Consider the following 17,016-nt stretch of genomic DNA (forward strand, 5'->3'; position numbering starts at 1 on the left):
ACGGAGGAGGAGAGGAGTTCCGCCCATGCTCGATACCAGCCGCCGCATCGCTTTCGATGAAAACCATGAGGCTTTCCGTCAGCAGGTGCGGAAATTCTTCGCCAAGGAATTGGTCCCCAACCTCGACCGCTGGGAAGCGGAAGGCATCGTTGACCGCAACTTCTGGCGCAAATGCGGGGAGGCGGGAATCCTCTGCCCCAATGTGCCTGAGCAATATGGCGGGCTGGGGCTCGATTTTGGCTACAACAGCGTTATCGACGAGGAATTGGCCTATCTTGGCTCCTCAGCCGGCATTACGCTCCAGAATGACATCACTGCTGAATATTTTGTTGCCTATGGCTCAGATGAGCAGAAGGCGAGATATTTGCCCAAGATGATCGCGGGGGAATGCATCACAGCGATTGCGATGACCGAGCCTGGCGCTGGCTCCGACCTCCAGGGGATTCGCACCACCGCCCGGCGTGACGGCAATCATTATGTGCTCAATGGCTCCAAGACCTACATAACCAATGGCCAGAATGCCGATGTCGTCATCGTGGTGGCGAAGACTGACCCGGAGAAGGGCGCCAAGGGGACCAGCCTCATCCTGGTCGATGCCGACACGCCCGGCTTCAGCCGGGGGCGCAACCTCGACAAGATCGGCCAGCATTCAGCTGACACGTCCGAGCTCTTCTTCGAGGACTGCCGCGTGCCGATCACCAATTGCCTTGGCGAGGAGAACAAGGGCTTCATCTATCTCATGAGCCAGCTGCCGCAGGAGCGGCTTTCGATCGCCTGTTCGGCGATGGGGGGCGCGCAGCGGGCGTTCGATGAGGCGGTTGCCTTCACCAAGGAAAGGAAGGCGTTTGGCAAGACTGTCTTCGACTTCCAGAACACGCGCTTCACGCTGGCCGAACTCAAGGCCAAGCTGCAGGCTGGCTGGGCGCATCTCGACTGGGCCCTCATGCGGCACATGGCGGGCCGGCTCGATGCCTATGAGGGTGCAGCCGCCAAGCTGTTTTCAACCGAGCTGCAGTGGGAAGTGGTCGATGCCTGTCTTCAGCTTCACGGCGGCGCTGGCTACATGAACGAATATCCGATCGCCCGGCTGTGGCGGGATGCGCGCGTGCAGCGTATCTACGGCGGCACGAGCGAAATCATGAAGGAACTGGTGGGCCGCAGCCTTTGAGCGGCGCCTCTTTGTTCAGGAGTTGGACATGACGGTGCTGCGGTCAATCTGGCGCTTCCTTTTGGGAGTGAAAGATGCGCTCGTCCTCCTTTTCCTGCTGCTGTTTTTCGTGGCCCTGTGGGGTGTGCTGGCGACCCGCGCGCCAGTGGTGAAAGTGCCTGATGGCAGCGCCCTCATCGTTGCGCTCGAGGGCACGCTCGTCGACCAGGCGACGCCGGTTTCCGCGCTTGCTGCGCTCGACAGCGGCCGCCTGGCCGAGTCGGAAGCCCGCGACGTAATCCGCGCCATTGATCTTGCTGCCAAGGACGAGCGCATCAAGGCGCTGGTCCTTGACCTTGACATGTTTCTGGGCGGCGGGCTTGCCAATCTCGAGGGCGTTGGCAAGGCGATCTTGCGCTTCCGCGCGGAAAAAAAGCCAGTCTTTGCCTATGCAACAGCCTATGGCGATGATGGCTGGTTTCTTGCTGCCCATGCCGATGAGACCTGGCTCAACCCCAATGGCGCCGTGCTGCTGACAGGCCCGGGCGGGACGGGCCTCTATCTCAAGGGGGCGCTCGACAAGCTGAAGGTCGATGTCGAGGTGTTCCGGGTGGGCACGTTCAAGAGCGCAATCGAGCCCTTCACCCGATCGCAAGCATCCCCCGAGGCGCGCGCTGCCGACCAGATGCTCGCCGATGATCTGTGGGCAGCCTACCAGGCGGGCATCCGCCGCGCCCGGCCGGACTTTGATGTGAAGGCCGCAGTTGAGAGCATGCCGGCCCGAGTCTCCGGCCTCAATTCCGACCTTGCAACCCTCGCCAGGGAGATGGGCTTCGTGAACCGGATCGGCTCCAGGCTCGCGTTCATTGCCCGTGTGCGGGAAGTGGTGGGCGCTGGCGACAAGGCTCCTGACCGTTCGGACACGCTCAACGCAATCGACTTCCTGGGCTATCTTGCCGCTGCCGGCGAGGAAGGAGCGAAAGGCGATGTGGTTGCGCTCGTGCATGCCGCTGGCCCCATCGTCGATGGCGAGGCAAGCGAAGGCCAGTCTGGTGGCGACAGTGTCAGCACCCTTATCGAGGAGGCAGCCGCCGACAGCCGGGTAAAGGCGATTGTGCTACGGATCGACTCGCCCGGCGGCTCAGCAACGGCGTCTGACGTCATTCGCGACTCACTCATGGCAGCACGCGCAAAGGGCAAGCCCGTGGTTGCGAGCATGGGCCCGGTCGCAGCTTCAGGCGGCTACTGGATTGCCACTGGGGCGGAGCGCATCTTTGCTGAGCCCTCGACGGTCACGGGCTCGATCGGCGTGTTCGGCCTGATCCCGACCTTTGGGCGGACGCTTGCTGATCTTGGCATCACTTCCGACGGAGTCGGCACGACGCCCTATTCGCGCCAGCCCAACTTCATCGATGGCTTGAACGAGCCGACGCGCACACTCATCCAGACGAGCGTGGAGAGCATCTACCGGCGCTTTCTCACTCTCGTTGCCGAAGCGCGCAAGCTCGACCCGGCAGAAGTGGCGCCGATTGCCGAGGGCCGGGTATGGTCGGGCCAGCGGGCACTTGCGCTGAAGCTGGTGGACAGCCTTGGCGGGCTTGACGCAGCAGTGGCCGAGGCCGGCAAGCTTGGCGGCATTGAAGGGGTGCCGCAGCTGCGGCCGTTCCGCCAGCCTCGGCCCTGGTTCGAAGCGCTGATCACCCAGGGCAAGTTCACCCGCTCAGCGCCCAGGGTCGATGCCCTTGGGCGGCTCGTGTTCGCCGAGCGGCTGCAGGCCGCCGGTGCGCTTGCAGCCACGCTTCATGCCATGCGCGGGCCGACCATCCAGACCGCCTGCCTGGCCTGCGCTGGGTTTCGCCCGGTTGCTGCACCACAGTGGCAGAGTGCCGAGCGGCTGGTCGCGGTCGCAAGCGCGCGCTCCCGATGATGCTGCCCGCTCAACGGCAGGTCGCAATCAGCACAATGCCGAAGTCTTCTGGCCGAGGGCATGCACCCGGGCATCCAGCGCATGCACCCTTCCCTCCTTGGGCGCGATGAGGCAGCATGATCGCCATGGGCATTCGCGAACAGCTGGCACGCGAAATCCGGCGCCCGTTTCTTGAACCCGGGAGCGCGCGGCCGGCAGTGGTCCCGGCGCCGTTCGACCAGCGGCTGCTGCCGAAAGACTCCCCCTGTTTTGAGGTCCATGCCGATGTGACGACCATGATGATCGGCGGGATCGCCTCGCTCCTGCTCCAGATGCTGCATCCCAAGGCGCTTGCGGGTGTATGGGACCATTCCGACTTCCGCCGCGACATGGGCGGCCGGCTGCGGCGCACGGCAGCCTTCATCGCTGTTACCACCTTCGGCCCGCGGACGCAGGCGGAAGCTGCGATTGCCCGAGTCCAGCGTATCCACGCCAGTGTCAGCGGTGTGCTTCCCGACGGCACGCCGTATCGCGCTGATGATCCGGAAACCCTCGCCTTTGTCGGTGCTGTCGAAGCGCTTGCCTTTCTGAAGGCCTGGCGCCGCTACCGCGAGCCTCTCATGAGCGCTGCAGCGCAAGAGCGCTATATGGCGGACATGGCTTTGATCAGCCGCATGCTGGGCGCTGACCCAATGCCGGGAACCAAGGCCGGTGCTGAAGCCCTCATCCGCCGGACACGCCCGCATTTGCGCGCCGACTCCCGCACCCGGGAAGTGTGTCGCCTGCTTCTGACTGCCCCGCCGCCCTCGCCGGCAATGGCACCAGCGCACCGGCTGATTCGGGAGGCAGCAATCGATCTCCTGCCGCCATGGGCGCGCACCATGCACGGCTTGCGCTCGGCCGGGCCAGCAGCGCCTTTGGTCCGCGCCGGCGCAGGCGGAATGGGCGCCCTGGTCCGCTGGGCACTCAAGCCTCCCCGCACTCCGGTTGACCGTGCTCTCGCCACCCGCTAGGCCCGAGCCGCAACTGTGGATTTTCGCGTGACCCTCAGACCCGTTGCTCTCGCCTTGGCCCTCATGTGGAGCCTGCCCGCCCTTTCCCAGGCGGCAGGAGCTGGGCCTGCGGGGCCGGCGAGCATGCCAAGCTCGCTTGCCAACCCGCAGACTGCAGGGCTCAAGCACAAGCTTGCCGTAGGCCGGTTCTCCAACGAAACCCTGTATGGCCAGACCTTCTTTCGGGATCAGAATCTCGACCCGCTCGGCAAGCAGGCCGCCGACATCTTGATGGCCTATCTTGCCAAGACCGGCCGCTTCCTTGTCCTTGAGCGGCCGGATCTTGCGCGAGTGACGGGCGAGCAGGCTGTCGCTGGTACCAGCAACCGGGCGCTGGTTGGCGCAGATGCGCTCATTATCGGCTCCATTGTCGAGTTCGGCCGCACCGAGGATGGCAAGCGCGGCTTTCTCAACAAGGCGCGTGAGCAGCGCGCCCATGCCAAAGTCGCAGTCCGCCTGGTGGATGTTCGAACTGGCCACGTTTTCCATTCCGTGACTGGCCAAGGCGAAGCGACTACCCAGACTCGAACCGTGCTAGGCATCGGGAGCACGGCCAGCTTCGATGGCACTTTGACGGACAAGGCCCTCTCGGTTGCTGTCGAGGACATGCTCGATGAACTTGTCAACACGCTGTCGGCACGGCCCTGGCGCTCGGACATTCTGGCAGTTGAAGGCGGGCAGGTCTTTGTGGCTGGCGGCTCTCGCCAGGGTCTGCGCCCTGGTGACCGGCTGAAGGTAATGCGGGCCAGCCGCTCAGTGAGGAGCGCGCAAACCGGTTTTGACATTCCGCTCCCGCCCACCGAAGTTGCAACGCTTGAGATCCTTTCCTTCTTTGGCGACAGCGAGACCTCGGAAGGGTCGATTGCCCGTGTCGTCTCTGGAGCCCTGCCGCCCGGGGACATGGGCAGCCTGTTCGTGACCATTGGCTAACGGCACAACCCGATGCGCCTATCCGCCATCCTCGTCTTAGCCCTCGTCCTTGCCGGCTGTGGTGCCAGCCCACGCTATGAGACTCGCCGGCCAGACCCCGTGTCTGCCCTCGTCATCGGCACGACGCTTCCTGGAACCGAAGTGTGGGTCGATGGCACGTTGCGCGGGAAGAGCGGCACCAAAGCTCTTGAAATCCCGGTTCCAGACGGCACGCGTGAAGTTCGCCTGGTTGCCCCTGGCGGCCGCGAGACGCGCCTGACCGCCTTCATCCAGAGCGGATCCCGCCGCATGATCGACCCAGCCCAGGCCTTTGCCCGGTGATCCGGGCCGTTGCGCTTGGCCTTGCCCTTGGCGCTGCTGCTTGCGCCACCCCGGAGAGCCTTTACCACTGGGGCAATTACAACCGCATCGCGCTCCTTGAGGCGCGCGGCAGCCTGAGTGATCGCGAATATGCCGAGGCGCTCCTTGCGATCATCTCCGCGGCCGAAGCCAAGAACAAGGTGCCCCCTGGACTCTATGCCGAATATGGCTTTGCACTCCTCGCCCTTGGCAATCGCGCCAGCGCTGCGGATTGGTTCGGCAAGGAACGCGCGAAATGGCCGGAGTCGGCTGTCTTCATGGACCGGCTGATCGCTGTTGCGATGGGAGATGTATCGCCAGCCCCGCTGAGCGCTCGACAGCCTGCAGCCCCGGGAGCACCCCCCCAAAAGGCCACCCCCGCCGCCCCTCCCGGCAAGCGCTGAGGACACCCGCATGCGCACCCTCCCGGCCACGCTTCTTGCGCTCCTTGCCTCGGCGTGTGCAACCGCCCCTCCCGGCAAGGACTACAGCGCCTTTCGCCAGGCGAACCCGCGCTCGATCCTGGTGGTGCCAGTCATCAACCACACCAACGAGGTGGAAGCCGGCAGCCTGTTTTTGACCACGCTCACCGTGCCGCTGGCAGAGCGCGGCTATTATGTGTTTCCCGTCACTGCCAGCCGCAAGCTGATGGAGCAAAGCGGCCTTGCCGACCCGGGACTGGTTCACCGCTCGCCGACTTCAAAGCTCGCAAGCCTCTTCAGCGCCGACTCCGTCCTCTATGTCGAGATCAACAAGTGGGAAGCGAACTACGCCCTTTTCTCCTCCGGAATTACGGTTGGCTTCGTCTACACCCTCAAAGACGGACGGTCGGATGCACTTCTCTGGCAGGATGAGAAGACCGTCTTCATCCAGACCAGCAGATCAACCGGCAATATCCTTGGTGACCTGGTTGCTGCAGCCATCACGGCAGCGAGCGACAATGCCCGCGCCGACTATACGCCTGTTGCCAACATGGCGAATATGCAGGCGCTCACCACGCCGGGCCAAGGCCTGCCTTTCGGACCCTATTCCCCCAAGGCCGTCGAGAACGCCAAGCTCTTTCCGTCATCAGGGAGTGGCCGCGTGTCCAATGCCAGCACGCCAACGCTCGCATGGCCGGAAGCTTCCTTACCCAGCGCGGGTGCAAGCTCGCCGGTGCCAAAGGGCACGCCCTCGCCCTGAGGCCGCGTGCCTCACAAACGAGTCTCGTCCTCCATGCACGCCCTGGCATGCACGCCCTGGGCGCCCAGCCCGGCAATCCCCCGGGGCGACCCACTCGTGCAGAGGGCGGCGTAGTGGGCAAGGCCCTGGCCGGCTTTACATGTTGGGATAATTGGGCCCGCCGCCACCTTCAGGCGCTACCCAGGTGATATTCTGGGTGGGATCCTTGATGTCGCACGTCTTGCAGTGGACGCAGTTCTGGGCGTTGATCTGGAAGCGTGGACCCTCGGCGGAGTTCACCACCTCATAGACCCCTGCCGGGCAATAGCGCTGGGCGGGCTCATCATAGAGTGGCAGGTTATAGGCAATCGGCCGGTCCGGGTCGGCAAGCTTCAGGTGGACTGGCTGATCCTCCTCGTGGTTGGTGGCCGACAGGAAGACGGAGGAAAGCTTGTCGAAACTGAAAACGCCGTCGGGCTTCGGATAGTCGATGGGAACAAAATGGCTCTTGGGCATGAGCTGCTCATGGTCGGGCTCGTGCTGGAGCGTGAACGGCATGCGGATGCCGAAATGCTCAAGCCACATGGTAAGCCCGGCCAGAAGCGTGCCCAAGGCCGAGCCGAATTTGGCGACCAACGGCTCGGTATTGCGCACAAGGCGAAGCTCTTTTTCCACCCAGCTTGCGGCATAGGCCGCCTCATAGGCGGCAAGCGTGTCGCTCTGACGCTGGGAAGAAATGGCGTCCACCACCGCCTCAGCGGCCATCATGCCCGACTTCATGGCCGTGTGCGTGCCCTTGATCCGGGGCACGTTCACGAAGCCAGCCGCACAGCCGATGAGGGCGCCGCCAGGGAATGCAAGCTTCGGCACTGCCTGCCAGCCGCCCTCATTGATGGCGCGCGCGCCATAGGCAACACGGCGGCCGCCTTCCAGCATTGCCCGGATGGCCGGGTGGGTCTTCCAGCGCTGGAACTCGTCGAACGGGGAAAGATAAGGGTTGCGGTAGTTGAGCGCGACCACAAAGCCGAGGGCGATTTGACGGTTCGCCTGGTGATAGAGGAAGCCACCGCCCCAGGCGTCGTTTAGGGGCCAGCCCTGGGAATGGATGACCATGCCGGGCACATGCTTTTCCTCCGGCACATCCCACAGCTCCTTGAAGCCGATGCCGTAGACTTGCGGGCTCTTCCCTTCGCGCAAGCCGAAACGGCGGATGAGCTGCTTGGAAAGGTGGCCACGCGCGCCCTCGGCAAACAGCGTATATTTGGCGTGGAGCTCGAGCCCCGGCTGATAATTGGGTCCATGGCTGCCATCGCGGCGGACGCCCATGTCGCCAGTCGCGACACCCTTGACCGCGCCATCCTCGTGAAACAGGAGTTCAGCGGCAGCAAAGCCCGGGAAGATCTCGACTCCGAGCGCTTCCGCCTTGCCAGCAAGCCAGCGGCAGAGATTGCCGAGCGAGCCCGTGTATGTACCCTTGTTGCGCATGAAGGGCGGGATGAGCGCATGGGGAAATTCGAACTTGCCCGATTTGGTGAGAATCCAGTGATGGTTGGATGTGACAGGACAGTCCGCGAGCGGGCAGCCGTCATGTCGCCAGTCAGGCAGAAGCTCATCGAGCGCCTTCGGGTCAATAACGGCGCCCGAGAGGATGTGGGCGCCAATCTCCGAGCCCTTCTCAAGTACGCAGACCGAAAGATCGAGACCCTTTGCTGCTGCTGCCTGTTTGGCGCGGATCGCCGCAGCAAGCCCAGCCGGCCCTCCGCCGACGATGACAAGATCATAGGGCATCGCCTCGCGAGTCACGCACCTCTCCTCAGCCACGGCTGGCGGCCACCGTTTGTCGCATCGCCGCCGACACTCACCGTGCGCGACCTAAAGGCCCATTGACCCCTGAGGCAAGCCTCGAAACTGTCACAGCCATGAACGCAAGGGAGGGCCTGCTGCCGGCGGACCATCATGAGGCCCGGGCGTCAACCGTCCGGGCAGTGCTTGAATGGTGGGCGCTCGCCGGAGTGGACACGCCGGTCGCTGCCCGGCCGCGAAGCTGGCTCCTCGCTGACCCGCCCGGCACCCTGCAAAGGGCAAAGCCCCCACGCCCCGCCCCGCGAGTGCCGGAGAGCAGGGACGATTTCGCCCGCTTCCAAAGCGTTGCCGACTTCCACGCCTATGCCCGGAAACGCTGGCCCGGTGCCCCCCTGTTCGACGGCGTGGCGGAGGGCGGGATTGTCGTTGTGGGCGAAGCGCCGAGTGCCGCCGATCTTGAGACGGGCCGCCCCTTCACAGGCCCAGCGGGCATGCTGCTTGATCGCATGCTCGACTCAATCGGCCTCAACCGGCAGCGCTGTGGCATCACGCTGGTTGCACCGCTTCGCCCGGCCCCTGGCCCCCCCCGGCCCGAGGATATCGAAGCGGACCTGCCGTTCACGAAGGCCCACCTGCGGCTGCTCGCGCCACGTGCAATCCTGCTGCTTGGCGCCACGGCCGCGCGCGTGCTGACGGGCGAGGCAGCCCCCATTTCGGCGCTGCGCGGCCGCCCGCAGCAAGTGGTTGTGGGCGGCTGCACGGCGCTGGCACTTGCGACGTTCAATCCCGCCTATCTGCTCCGCCGGCCAGAAGACAAGAAATTGGCCTGGGCGGATCTCCTTGCTTTCCGCGCCCTCCTTGCCGAGAAGGGGCTGGCATGAAGTGGACTCTTGCCATCGCCATGGCCCTTGCCGGGACTGCAGCGCTCGCCCAGAGTGCGGACCCGTCAGACCAAGGCGCGCCTCCCGCCAGCGTTGAAGAGGAAATCCCGACGCTCGTGGTCACCGGGCTGCGGCCGGCCGACATGCGCGTGCCAGCGCAGCTCAGTACGGCAAGCCGTGCGGCCTATCGGCAGATCTTCCGTGACATTGCCGCCGGACGGCTTGCCCACGCCGCGGCCAGCCTGTCTGCAATGCCACGCGGCATCCTCCACCCAACCGCGGAGTCGCAGATTCTGCTGCGGCGCGGCGCAGGGGCTGGCCGAGAAGCCTTGATCGCCTGGCTTGAAGCCAATCCAGACGCGCCCCAGGCGCGCGATATCGCAGCACTTGCCCGGCGGGCAGGCGCTCTCGACCTGCCGCCGATTGCAAGCGAGCGGGCGCTGGTGCCAGTGCGCCTGACCCCTTCCATGGGGCCGCGCAGCGTGCGCGGCGAGCGCGACATCGACATCCTGTTCAGCAACAGCGCCCGAGCTGCGCTCAGCCGCAATCAGGGCAGCGAAATCAACATGTTGCTCGATCGTTATGGACCGGAGCTCACGTCTGCGGTCAAGAGCGAGTGGGCAGCGCGCGGCGCCTGGGATCTCTACATTGCGCTCGACGATGCGGGCGCGCGGGCGCTTGCAGTGCGCGCTGCTGATGGCACTGGAGACTGGGCCGCGTTCGGCAACTGGGTCGCTGGGCTTGCCTCCTTCCGGATGCAGGACTGTGCTGCCGCTGCCCGCCATTTTGACGCCATTGGCCGTCAATATGCCAATGACGAGCTGCGCGCGTCCGGCGCCTTTTGGGCGGCGCGGGCGCATGTGCGCTGCGGCCGGCCCGAGCTCGTCACTGAGCGTCTGAAGGTGGCAGCCTCTGCCGACCCGACCGGCTTCTATGGCCTTCTTGCAACACGGCTTCTTGGTTTGCGGCCGGCCTTCGACTGGCGCGAGCCGGATTTCATCACTGCCGACTGGACCACGCTTTCCAGCCTTCCCGGTGCCAGACGGTCGGTTGCGCTGATGGAAGTGGGCGAGATCGGCCTTGCCGACCGCGAGCTTCGCCATCTCGCCCGCACGGCGGACAGCCAGTTCTACGAGCCACTTTTGCGGCTGGCGGCGCGACTTGACTTGCCTGCCACGCAATATTGGCTTGCGGCCAACCCGCCAGCAGGAATGAAGGCGCCGATGGCGGCGCGCTTCCCCACCCCCGACTGGCGCCCCGTCAATGGCTGGCGCGTTGATCGCAACCTTGTCTTTGCCCATGCGCTGCAGGAATCGCGCTTCATCACCACGGCGCGATCACCAGCTGGCGCGCGCGGCGTCATGCAGCTGATGCCGGGCACTGCCCGCGAGCTCTCGCGCGTGCTGGTGCTGCCGGCCTCAGATGCCCATCTTGCTGACCCGAGCTTCAATGTCGAGTTCGGCCAGGCCTATCTTGAGATGCTGCGCGATCATCCTGCCACGGCCGGCCTTCTGCCCAAGGTCATTGCTGCCTATAATGCGGGTCCGGGTTCGGTTGGGCGCTGGAACACGGGCCAGCTCCGCGACAACAACGATGTGCTGCTCTTTATCGAATCGATCCCGTTCCGCGAGACGCGGCACTATGTTGAGGTCGTGCTGCGCAACTACTGGCTCTATGAAATGAAGGCGGAAGCCGAAGGCCGGCCAGTTGCCGCCTCGAGCCTGTCGGCGATCGCTGCCAATCTTTGGCCGCGCTTCCCGGGGCTTCCCGGCGTTGCTGCCGTTCCCTTCCCCGGCGCTCCCGTCTTCGACCGCTGATGCCGATTGATCCGGCGCGCCCGTTCCTGCCAGTCAGGATCGCAGTTCTGACCGTGTCTGACAGCCGCGATCTTGCAAGCGACAAAAGCGGCGACCTGCTGGTTGCGCGGCTGACGGCCGCCGGCCATATCCTGGCCGCGCGAGCGCTTGTCAGGGACGAAGTGCCGGCAATTGTTCGGGCGCTTACGGCATGGATCGATGACCCCACCGTCGACTGCATCATTTCAACTGGCGGGACTGGGGTGACCGGGCGCGATGTCACACCTGAGGCGCTCGAACACGTGTGCGAGAAGCAGATCCCCGGTTTTGGCGAACTGTTCCGCTACCTCTCGTTCCAGACCATCGGCACTTCGACCATTCAGTCCCGCGCGGCTGCCGGAGTGGCCAGGGGCACCTATATCTTCGCCCTGCCTGGCTCGTCTGGCGCTGTCCGCGACGGCTGGGACGGGATTCTGGCCTCGCAGCTCGACAATCGCCACCGGCCCTGCAATTTCGTCGAGCTGATGCCGCGCCTGCGCGAGGGCGAGGCGCCAAGGTGATCTACATCGCGCTCAACATCTGGCCGATATTTGCTGCGACCGCGGCCGGGCTGGTGGCCGGGCTGTTGCTGCTGCGGCTGCTTGGCACCGCCCTTCCGGCCTGGCCTCGAGCCGGGATTGCGCTGGTGGCCGAGGCCTGGCTTGCCGCCATTTTGGCAGGTGCACTCATTCTCGCGCCTGATGAGGCGCCAGCCAAGGTGATGGCGCTGTTGACCCCTGTCGTCATCTGGGCGGGGTTCGTGCTGCCTGCCATTGTTTCGACCCACTTGCTGCGCGGCCTCGGCGGGCGGCTCGCCATCGCCGATTCCTGCCACTGGCTTCTTGTCATGGTGGTGCAGGCGGTGGTGCTCGATGCCATCGGCCTGGTGCCGCCGCCGCGTTGAAGCGGCTGGCGCGAGCGGATTTCAAACGCTAGGCGGCGCCCATGCTCAAGGTCTATCGCGCAGGTGCGCTTGGCGGGATTGCCATCGGCGCCGACTCCGCTCCCGAGATGCTGGAGGGCGCCGTGTGGATCGATGTCGCCGACCCGCTCGCCTGGGAAGGGCCCTTGCTGCGCGAAGCGACCGGGATCGAGCTGCCAAGCCGGGCCGACATGGTCGAGATCGAGGCATCAAGCCGGATCTTCCGCGAAGGTGATGCGAGCTTCATGACCGTGCTGCTGGTGGTCGGGATCGACAGCGATAACCCGACCTCGGTACCGGTCTCCTTCATCCTGACCCCGGAGCGGCTGGTAACCGTGCGCTACTCAGACCCACAGCCGTTCCGCAGTTTTGCCGGTTTCTGCGAGAAATCGGGTGTGCCGGGGACTCCGTTTGAGATCCTGACCCGGCTGCTCGACAATATTGTTGATCGCACAGCCGACATCCTCGAGCGGATGGCAACCGAGATCGACAGCCTCAACGGCACGGTCTTTGCGCTGCGCACGCCTTCGGGGCGGCGGCTTTCCACCGATGACCTCACCATCATCTTGCGCCGGATCGGCCAAGTGAACTTCGTTCTCAACAAAGTGCATGATTCGCTGCAGACGCTCATGCGGATGTCGAGCTTCCTTGCGGTACCGTCGCGGGAGCCGGAGCTGCGACAGGAGAAGCAGATCCGCGAGGAGCTGAAGTCGGTAGCGCGCGACATTGCCTCGCTCGACCAGAATGCCTCCTATCTTTCTGCCAATGTCGGCTTCCTGCTTGATGCAGCGCTGGGCCGGATCTCGATCGAACAGAACGCCATTATCAAAATCTTCTCGGTGGGAGCAGTCGTGTTCCTGCCCCCCACCTTGGTTGCCTCGATCTATGGCATGAATTTCACCTACATGCCGGAGCTGGAATGGAAGCTCGGCTACGCTTGGGCCATTGGGCTCATGGTGCTGGCAGCAGTCGTCCCCTATCTGTGGTTCAAGCGCAAGGGCTGGCTCTAGAGCGGCTTGCAGGGCGCTTTGTTCCTGCTATGTTCCATTTATGGCCCGTCGTGGTGCGACTGGAAATTCCCTGTCTGTCCGCTTCAAGGACCCAGAGCGTGCGCTTGCGGGCGACTATTTGGACTGGCTCAAGGCGGCTGGTGAAGAGCAGCCGCGCAAGACCGAAGTCACCATCGAGCGGCCGCGCACGGCGATTACGCGCAACGACAGCCCCGATATTCCTTTTGACGTGAGCTTCAACGCCTATCGCGGCTGCGAGCATGGCTGCATCTATTGTTTCGCCCGCCCCACCCACGCCTTCCATGGGCTATCACCGGGGCTCGACTTTGAAAGCCGGCTGTTTGCCAAGCCAGATGGCCCAGCGCTCTTGCGCAAGGAATTCGCCCGGCCCGGCTATCGCCCGCGGCCGCTTGCGCTTGGCACCAACACTGACCCCTATCAGCCGATCGAGGGCCGGTTCCGGATTACGCGTGCAGTGCTCGAACTGTGCTGCGAGACTCGCCATCCGCTCTCAGTGACGACCAAGTCAGCGCGCATCCTCGACGACCTGCCGCTTTTTGCCGAGCTGGCGAAGCATGGCCTTGCGATGGCGATGCTCTCGGTCACAACCCTTGACCCGGCACTGGCACGCGTGATGGAGCCGCGCGCGGCAGCGCCCCATCGGCGCTTGGCGGCAATCCGCGCGCTTGCGGCCGCAGGTGTTCCCGTCGCCGTTTCTGCCTCGCCAATGATCCCGGGTCTCAACGACCATGAGCTGGAAGCAATCGTTGATGCAGCAGCTGCGGCCGGAGCTTGCGCCGCGGCTGCCATGCCGGTGCGGCTGCCGCATGAAGTGGCGCCGCTCTTTGAAGCCTGGCTCAAGCATCATCGGCCAGACCGTGCCGAGCGGGTCATGGGCGCGATTCGGGCCATGCGCGGGGGCCGGCTCAATGACCCGCGGTTTGGGAGCAGGCTCCGGGGAGAGGGGCCGTGGGCCGAGCTCCTTGCTGCGCGCCTTGCCCGGCTGCGGCGTGTCCACGGCCTTGGGGCGCGTAGCTGGAACCTGCGGACCGACCTGTTCCGGCCGCCGGCAGACGCACGCCAGCTCCGCCTGTTCTAGCGGCTGCGTTCAGAGCACGGCGTCGCCGACGAAGGGGTTGGTCTCGCGTTCACGGCCGAAGGTCGAGACCGGGCCATGGCCAGGGATGAAGACAGTGTCATTGCCAAGCGGCCAGAGCCGGCTGGTGATGCTGCGGACCAGGGTTGCGAAATCGCCCTTTGGAAAGTCGGTGCGGCCGACCGAGCCTTGGAAGAGCACATCGCCCACGATTGCGAGCTTGGAGGGCGGATGGTGGAACACGACATGGCCTGGCGTGTGGCCGGGGCAGTGATAGACATCGAGGACGAGGTTGCCGACGGTCACTTGGTCGCCATCATAGAGCCAGCGGTCGGGCTCGAAGGCTTCAGCGCCTGGGACGCCATATTGGGCCCCCACTGCCGGGTTGAGCTCGATCCAGAAGCGATCATCCGGGTGGGGACCCTCGATCGGCACGCCGAGGCGGCGGGCAAGCACACCGGTCTGGCCGCAATGGTCGATGTGACCGTGGGTGACCAGCAGTTTTTCAATGGTGACGCCCTTCTCGCGCGCGACTGCAAGAAGCCGGTCGAGATCGCCGCCAGGGTCGGTGAAGGCACCCCGCATGGTCTTGGTGCACCACAGAAGAGTCGCATTCTGCTGGAGCGGCGTGACCGGCACGATGACGGCCTGGAGCGGGGGCGTTGACATGCCGCGCATGTGGGGCTTCCGGCCGGCGGCGTCCACCCCGGCGTTTCGATGCGGCTTTTTTTGCTGGCATGGCTCGGGCATGGACGGGGCATGCGCCCCCCTGACCCGGACACTCCGGCCGCTGTGGTTCCCACGACCACTGCCGATCTTTCGAGCCTTTACCGTTTCCTGCCCTATCTCTGGCCAGCCGGACGCCCCGACCTCAAGGCCAGGGTGGTGGCCGCGCTCTTGCTGGTGGTGGCAGGAAAGGCGGTGCTGCTGTCGATGCCATTTGCGCTCAAGGCGATCATCGATGGCATGGCGGAGGCGCCAGCACGCAACGAGGTTGCCACGCTCGTGCTCGGCCTGGTTGCCGCCTATGCGCTCGCCCGGCTGGGTGCGACGTTTTTTGACAATCTGCGCAATGTCGTTTTCGAGCGGGTTGGGCAAGAGGCTTGGCTCACGCTTGCGCTTGAAGTGTTCCGCCATCTCCACGCCTTGTCGCTGCGCTTCCATCTCGAGCGGCGCACGGGTTCGCTCGCCAAGGTGATCGAGCGCGGGACCAAGTCGATCGACACCATGCTCTATCTTCTTTTGTTCAGCCTGGCGCCCGTCATCATTGAGCTGGTCGCAGTTGCTGCCATCTTTGCCATACGGATCGGGCCTTTGCTTGCCGTTGCAACGCTCGCCATGGTTGGACTCTATGGTGTCTACACCTGGAAGGTGACAGCGTGGCGGACGGAGCTCCGGCGCCGCTCAATCGAGCTCGACGGCGAGACGTCGGGCCGGGCAGTCGACAGCCTGCTCAACTTCGAGACAGTCAAATATTTCAATGCCGAGGAGCGTGAGGCGGCCTCTTATGCGAAATTGAGCCGGGCCTACGCTGAAGCAGCGCTCAAGACCGAAAATTCGCTCGCCGTCCTCAACATCGGCCAGGCGGCGATCACGACGCTGATGCTCGGCGGGGCCATGGCCTGGACTGTCATTGGCTGGCGCGATGGCCGCTTCACGGCTGGAGACATTATTTTGGTGCAGACGCTGCTGCTGCAGCTGTTCCGGCCGCTCGATGTCCTCGGCATGGTCTACCGCGAAGTGCGACAGGGCCTCATCGACATGGCGGCCATGTTCCAGCTTCTTGATACGCCAGCGGAAGTGACGGACGCACCCGGGGCCCCGGCGCTCAGGGTATCCCGCGGCGAAGTGGTCTTCGAGAATGTCCGCTTCAGCTATGGACCAGAGCGGGCCATCCTCAGAGGAGTGAGCTTCACTGCGTCCCCGGGCAGCCGGATCGCGATTGTGGGACCGTCAGGGGCAGGCAAGTCGACGCTGGCGCGCCTCTTGTTCCGGTTCTACGATGTGACATCGGGTGCGATCCGGATCGACGGGCAGGACATTCGCGCTGTCACGCAAAAGAGCGTGAGGGAGGCGATCGGGATCGTGCCCCAGGATACGGTCTTGTTCAATGACACGCTCGGGTTCAACATCGGCTATGGCCGGCAGGGGGCAACTCCCGCTGAAATCGATGAGGCTGTCCGGGCAGCGCAGCTTGACAGCTTTGTGCGCAAGCTTCCTGAGGGGCTTCAAACCCGGGTTGGCGAACGCGGCCTGAAGCTTTCGGGTGGTGAGAAGCAGCGCGTGGCCATTGCCCGGGCAATCCTCAAGAATCCTCCCATCCTCATTCTCGATGAAGCGACAAGTGCGCTCGACAGTGCGACCGAGGCGGACATTGCCGATGCCCTGCTGGCTGCCGGAGCGGGCCGGACGACGATTGTCATCGCTCACCGGCTTTCAACGATTGCCGATGCGGACTGGATCCTGGTGCTGGAGGATGGCCGGATTGTAGAGGAGGGAACGCACACCATGCTTCTGGCGCAAGACGGCAGCTACCGGGCGATGTGGGACTTGCAGGCGGCAGAGCACGCCGATGCCGGCACGGCTGGGCTCTGAGCCGAGGCGGGTTCTGGCGGGGCTCAGACGAGCGCGTTCCAGACCAGGAGGAAGCCCACGGCAAAGCCGACCGCGACGGAAACTGCGGCAGGCTTCCAGAGTGCGTGCAGCGACATCCTCGACCCCTCGCTCGCAGGGCGCCCCCCGCCCTGCAACCCGCCCCCTCTTGCCTTCTCGCCCCCGTGTTCGCCCCCGTGTTCGCCCCCTTGTGCGACCCCTTGTTCGCCTCAGGGCCTTGCCAACTCCCACCACTGGCCGAGTGCGGGCACCCGTGGTCTTCTGAGCGAGCACGCCCTTGCTGGCCTTAGCTGCTCAGCGTTCCAATTGCATGACACAGCG

Annotated in this window: 16 protein-coding genes; 14 read left to right on the forward strand and 2 right to left on the reverse strand. The window is 64.7% G+C overall.

Going from position 1 to position 17,016, the window contains the following annotated elements; translation table 11 throughout:
- The first annotated feature begins 25 nt into the window (after window positions 1–25).
- The 7 genes from ACWIQA_RS00675 (at window position 26) to ACWIQA_RS00705 (ending at window position 6,556) form a co-directional block, all read left to right on the forward strand.
- Window positions 26–1,168 carry an acyl-CoA dehydrogenase family protein gene (locus ACWIQA_RS00675; RefSeq protein ID WP_448581138.1) on the forward strand — a complete coding sequence of 381 codons (1,143 nt, stop codon included), beginning with the start codon at window positions 26–28 and terminating at the stop codon, window positions 1,166–1,168.
- A 28-nt stretch (window positions 1,169–1,196) separates the two neighbouring features.
- Complete coding sequence (sppA, locus tag ACWIQA_RS00680; protein ID WP_448581139.1) at window positions 1,197–3,074, forward strand: signal peptide peptidase SppA; 1,878 nt, start codon at window positions 1,197–1,199, stop codon at window positions 3,072–3,074.
- A 116-nt stretch (window positions 3,075–3,190) separates the two neighbouring features.
- The gene (locus ACWIQA_RS00685) at window positions 3,191–4,066 is read left to right on the forward strand and encodes an oxygenase MpaB family protein (protein ID WP_448581140.1); all 876 of its coding nucleotides are present in this window, start codon (window positions 3,191–3,193) and stop codon (window positions 4,064–4,066) included.
- Window positions 4,067–4,189: 123 nt separating this feature from the next.
- Entirely contained in the window at window positions 4,190–5,035 is an 846-nt protein-coding gene (locus ACWIQA_RS00690) for a CsgG/HfaB family protein (RefSeq protein WP_448581141.1), read from the forward strand.
- A 12-nt stretch (window positions 5,036–5,047) separates the two neighbouring features.
- Entirely contained in the window at window positions 5,048–5,356 is a 309-nt protein-coding gene (locus ACWIQA_RS00695) for a hypothetical protein (RefSeq protein WP_448581142.1), read from the forward strand.
- Window positions 5,353–5,778, forward strand: a complete 426-nt coding sequence (locus tag ACWIQA_RS00700) for a DUF4810 domain-containing protein (protein WP_448581143.1) — start codon at window positions 5,353–5,355, stop codon at window positions 5,776–5,778. The genes ACWIQA_RS00695 and ACWIQA_RS00700 overlap by 4 nt, the downstream gene beginning before the upstream one ends.
- A 10-nt stretch (window positions 5,779–5,788) precedes the next feature.
- A complete protein-coding gene (locus ACWIQA_RS00705; RefSeq protein ID WP_448581144.1) occupies window positions 5,789–6,556 on the forward strand; it encodes a GNA1162 family protein in 768 nt (255 codons plus the stop codon).
- Window positions 6,557–6,691: 135 nt separating this feature from the next.
- Here ACWIQA_RS00705 and ACWIQA_RS00710 read toward each other — a convergent pair whose 3' ends face one another.
- Window positions 6,692–8,323, reverse strand: a complete 1,632-nt coding sequence (locus ACWIQA_RS00710) for an electron transfer flavoprotein-ubiquinone oxidoreductase (protein WP_448581169.1) — start codon at window positions 8,321–8,323, stop codon at window positions 6,692–6,694.
- 131 nt (window positions 8,324–8,454) lie between these two features.
- Between ACWIQA_RS00710 and ACWIQA_RS00715 the strand changes: the two genes are divergently transcribed.
- From ACWIQA_RS00715 to ACWIQA_RS00740, 6 genes are read left to right on the forward strand one after another with little or no spacing between them, the layout of a single operon-like run.
- Window positions 8,455–9,219, forward strand: coding sequence for a uracil-DNA glycosylase (locus tag ACWIQA_RS00715; protein WP_448581145.1), 765 nt, complete (start codon window positions 8,455–8,457; stop codon window positions 9,217–9,219).
- Window positions 9,216–11,036, forward strand: coding sequence for a lytic transglycosylase domain-containing protein (locus ACWIQA_RS00720; RefSeq protein WP_448581146.1), 1,821 nt, complete (start codon window positions 9,216–9,218; stop codon window positions 11,034–11,036). The genes ACWIQA_RS00715 and ACWIQA_RS00720 overlap by 4 nt, the downstream gene beginning before the upstream one ends.
- Window positions 11,036–11,575 (forward strand): molybdenum cofactor biosynthesis protein B, encoded by a 540-nt coding sequence (moaB, locus tag ACWIQA_RS00725; protein WP_448581147.1) that lies wholly within the window; start codon window positions 11,036–11,038, stop codon window positions 11,573–11,575. Before ACWIQA_RS00720 ends, moaB begins: the two co-directional genes overlap by 1 nt.
- Complete coding sequence (locus ACWIQA_RS00730; protein ID WP_448581148.1) at window positions 11,572–11,958, forward strand: hypothetical protein; 387 nt, start codon at window positions 11,572–11,574, stop codon at window positions 11,956–11,958. Before moaB ends, ACWIQA_RS00730 begins: the two co-directional genes overlap by 4 nt.
- A gap of 41 nt (window positions 11,959–11,999) precedes the next feature.
- On the forward strand, window positions 12,000–12,986 hold the full coding sequence (locus tag ACWIQA_RS00735; RefSeq protein ID WP_448581149.1) for a magnesium transporter CorA family protein: 987 nt from the start codon (window positions 12,000–12,002) through the stop codon (window positions 12,984–12,986).
- Between the two features lie 40 nt (window positions 12,987–13,026).
- Window positions 13,027–14,085, forward strand: a complete 1,059-nt coding sequence (locus ACWIQA_RS00740) for a PA0069 family radical SAM protein (RefSeq protein WP_448581150.1) — start codon at window positions 13,027–13,029, stop codon at window positions 14,083–14,085.
- A 9-nt stretch (window positions 14,086–14,094) separates the two neighbouring features.
- Here the strand turns inward: ACWIQA_RS00740 and ACWIQA_RS00745 are convergent, their stop codons facing one another.
- On the reverse strand, window positions 14,095–14,751 hold the full coding sequence (locus tag ACWIQA_RS00745; protein WP_448581151.1) for an MBL fold metallo-hydrolase: 657 nt from the start codon (window positions 14,749–14,751) through the stop codon (window positions 14,095–14,097).
- A gap of 90 nt (window positions 14,752–14,841) precedes the next feature.
- Here ACWIQA_RS00745 and ACWIQA_RS00750 point away from each other — a divergent pair, with 90 nt between their 5' ends.
- Window positions 14,842–16,677, forward strand: a complete 1,836-nt coding sequence (locus tag ACWIQA_RS00750; protein WP_448581152.1) for an ABCB family ABC transporter ATP-binding protein/permease — start codon at window positions 14,842–14,844, stop codon at window positions 16,675–16,677.
- The last annotated feature ends 339 nt before the right edge of the window (window positions 16,678–17,016 follow it).

This window comes from Thermaurantiacus sp., assembly GCF_053487655.1.